Annotated in this window: 4 protein-coding genes; 3 read left to right on the top strand and 1 reads right to left on the bottom strand. The window is 66.6% G+C overall.

Annotation, left to right across the window (positions count from 1 at the left end; all coding sequences use genetic code 11):
* Window positions 1-993 (top strand): OST-HTH/LOTUS domain-containing protein (locus B2W70_RS15975; RefSeq protein ID WP_286747165.1); only part of this gene is annotated, 993 nt, incomplete at its 5' end.
* Window positions 994-1015: 22 nt separating this feature from the next.
* Here B2W70_RS15975 and B2W70_RS15970 read toward each other — a convergent pair.
* Window positions 1016-1804, bottom strand: a complete 789-nt coding sequence (locus tag B2W70_RS15970) for an alpha/beta fold hydrolase (protein WP_286747163.1) — start codon at window positions 1802-1804, stop codon at window positions 1016-1018.
* A gap of 87 nt (window positions 1805-1891) precedes the next feature.
* Here B2W70_RS15970 and B2W70_RS15965 point away from each other — a divergent pair, with 87 nt between their 5' ends.
* Complete coding sequence (locus tag B2W70_RS15965) at window positions 1892-2332, top strand: winged helix-turn-helix transcriptional regulator (RefSeq protein ID WP_286747161.1); 441 nt, start codon at window positions 1892-1894, stop codon at window positions 2330-2332.
* Window positions 2333-2483: 151 nt separating this feature from the next.
* Window positions 2484-3038: a hypothetical protein gene (locus B2W70_RS15960; protein WP_286747160.1), complete on the top strand. Its 555-nt coding sequence runs from the start codon at window positions 2484-2486 to the stop codon at window positions 3036-3038.
* Window positions 3039-3182 lie beyond the last annotated feature (144 nt).

The raw sequence follows: 3182 nt of genomic DNA, 5'->3' as shown, positions 1-3182 counted from the left end.
GGCGGTGGCAACACCCGCCGCAGCCCCGAAGAAGAAAAGCGCCGCCGCGAAGAGATGGACACGCGCCGCGCCAAGGCCGTCGAAATGGCCGCCGAGACCTACGAAGCCCTGGTCACCGACCGCGACGACGGCGGCCGCATCTGGGCCTCCGTGCTGAAAGAAGCCATCAAGCGCCGCAACCCCGGCTTCAACGAGAACTACTACGGTTTCCGCACCTTCGGCAACCTGCTCGAAGAAGCACTGGCGCGTGGCCTGCTGGAATTCGGTCGCGATGAGAAGTCGGGCACCTGGGTGGCGCGTGGCAGCGGTGTGCCCAGCGCGCAAGCACGCGCACGTGCCGATGCGGCCGCCCAGGCCGAAGCCCAGGTTGCCGAGCAGGAAGTGGATGTGCGCCTGGCCCCTGAGCAGGATGCGCCGGCCCGCGTGCAAGCCGCGCCTGTCGACCATGCCGACGAGGATTCGGATGGCAACGGGGAGGGTGAATCGAGCGCACCAGACGCCGCCCCTGCAGAGGAAGGGCGAGGCCGTCGCCGCAGCCGAGGTGGCCGTGGTCGCAACAAGGGAGAAGGCCGCGAGGCGCGTGCAGAGACGCGCGCGGACACGCGCTCAGAAGGGCGCTTCGATGAACGCGCGGAAAGCCGCACAGAAGACCGATCAGACGGCCGTGTAGAACCCCGCCGAGACGAGCGTGGACATGGCCGGGCTGACACCCGCAACGCACGCGGGCGTGCTCCCCGCGAAACGTCCCAGATCACCGACGCGCCAGTGGCCCGCCATGCGCAGGTCGATAGCGCGCCGCCAGCACCCGCTGTCGTCGCCCCGACCGAAGCCCCGGCAGCCAAGAAGGCCCCCCGCAAGACCGCACCACGCAAGACTGTGGCCAAGGGCAGCGAAACGGCCGAAGCCAAACCCGCACGCAAAACCGCCAAAGCTCCGACCAAGGCCCCGGCGAAGAAATCTGCCAAGGCCCCCACCGGCAACGATCAGCCCTGATCAGGGGGCTGGCCGCAAGCGGTCAGCCCAGCACGCGCGCCCAGTGCTGCTCCAGCGAGGGCAGCACGCCCGCCGGGTTGCCCACCAGGCCCATGTGTCCCAAGCCCTGGAGCACCTCCACCTGCGCATGCGGGTTGACCGCCGCCAGGCGGCGCACCATCTCGCGAGCGGGTGGCTGGGTGCGCTCGCCCTTGACCAGGGTCAGCGGCACCTGGAAACGGTAGACCTCGAAGGGCTGAGGCTCCTCGAACACCATGCGCACCTCCTGGAACATCTTCCAGCCCACCAGGCGGGCCATGTCCCTGGCCTTGTCCGGCATCGAGGCCCACATGCCCGGGTGGTTCCAGTAATCGACGAAGTTCTCCAGCCAGACGTCCTGCCCACCCGTGCTGGCATCGAGGAAGCGATCGGGCTTTTCGGTGAACTCGCGCACCTGCTGCGCAACGTCTTCGGGCAGTTCATCGACCAGGGGGCGCAAGGCGCCGAACAGCACCGGCTCGTACAGCCACAGCGACTTCACCGGCACCTCGGGGTCAAGCGCCAGCGTCAAGGCCACGAGCCCGCCATACGAATGCCCTCCCAGGTGCACACCCGTCGTGCCCGCCGGGATCTGCGCCTTGATGTGGGCCGCCTCTTCGGCCACCGTCACCTTGGTGCCTCGCGCGACCAGGTCTGGCAAGCTGTAGCCACGGTTGGTGGGTGTCAGGGGTGTGACGCCGGCAGGCAGGTTCACCAACAGCTTGTTCCACATGAACGGGCCCACACCGGTGGAGTGGACAAACAGGGCGACGTCTGACGAGGGAGCGGACATGAGGGCCTTTCGAAACTGCTTGCTTGAAGAAAGTAGTTGCGCAGCCTACTCGCTTTACTTGCTTGAAGCAAGTAAGATGCACCCACCATGCGACGCACCTCGTTTTCGGACATGAGCTGTTCCATCGCCCGCTGCCTCGAGCAGGTGGGCGACGGCTGGACGCTGCTCATCATCCGCGAGGCTTTTTTTGGCACCCGCCGCTTCGGCGAGTTCCAGTCGCACCTGGGCATTGCGCCCAACGTGCTCACCGCCAGGCTGCAGAGCCTGGTTCAGCACGGCATCCTGCAGGTCATGGCCGAGAGCGAAAACGGCCGCGTGCTCGACTACCGGCTCACCGACAAGGGCCGCGACCTCTTCCCCATCATCATCGCGATGCTGCAATGGGGTGACCGCCACGCGCCGGCCCCCGATGGACCACCAGTGAAGATCGTCGACCGCGATAGCGGACGACCCATCGCAGCGATGCAGGTGACGTCCGACGACGGTCGTGCGCTGCAGGCCCGCGACGTGCGCGTGCGCCCCACTTGAAACAAAACGCTTGCCGCGTAGGCCTCGGCTGACAAACAGCCTCGGCCCTGTCCTGCTTCCTCGCCAGCCATCGGTTGGCACAGTGAACCCGTGGCCAACAGGTCACACGGGAGCTGCGGCCCCCGCCGTTCATCACAACAGAGGAACCCCCATGAAGCGACACATTGCCCTCCTGCCCATCGCCCTTTGTCTGGGCTTGCTGCAACACGTCCAGGCCGCCAAACCGGCCCCGATCAACGAGGAGGTCTACAAGCTGGCCAAGGACGACATCGAGCAGCACTACGCCCGCGAGAAGGTGAACTGTGACAGCGTCACCGGCAACGCCAAGGACATCTGCCAAGCCGAGGCCAACGGTGCAGAAAAGGTGGCGCTGGCCCGACTGAAGGCCCAACACACCGGCAAACAGGCCGACAAGGATGCTGCAACCGAAGCAGGCATCAACGCCCGCCACAAAATCGCCAAGGAGCGCTGCGACGACCTGCAAGGCAACCAGAAGGACGTCTGTGAGAAGCAGGCCAAGGCCGAGCACGACAAGTCCATGGCGAGCCTGAAGGCACGTCAGGAAATCAAGGAAGTGCGCGACGAAGCCGCTGAGAAGAAGCGCGAGGCCGACCACAAGGTGGCCGCCGAACGCTGCGAAGGCCTTGCCGGCTCCGCCAAGGACGCCTGCCAGGCATCCGCCAAGGCCCGCTACCACCTTGACTGATGACGCCCCAGCGTGGATGGGCCAGACGGCTCATCAGGCGGCCACGCGGATCCGGGCGTGGTCGCCTGCGGTGTGGCACGACGGTTGGCTCACTGCACCGTGTAGCCGCCGTCCACGACCCAGCCCTGGCCGCTCACGTAGCTC

The organism is Aquabacterium sp. UBA2148 (genome assembly GCF_002328915.1).
Taxonomy (GTDB): domain Bacteria; phylum Pseudomonadota; class Gammaproteobacteria; order Burkholderiales; family Burkholderiaceae_C; genus Aquabacterium; species Aquabacterium parvum.
This window is presented reverse-complemented; position numbering and strand designations above follow the sequence as displayed.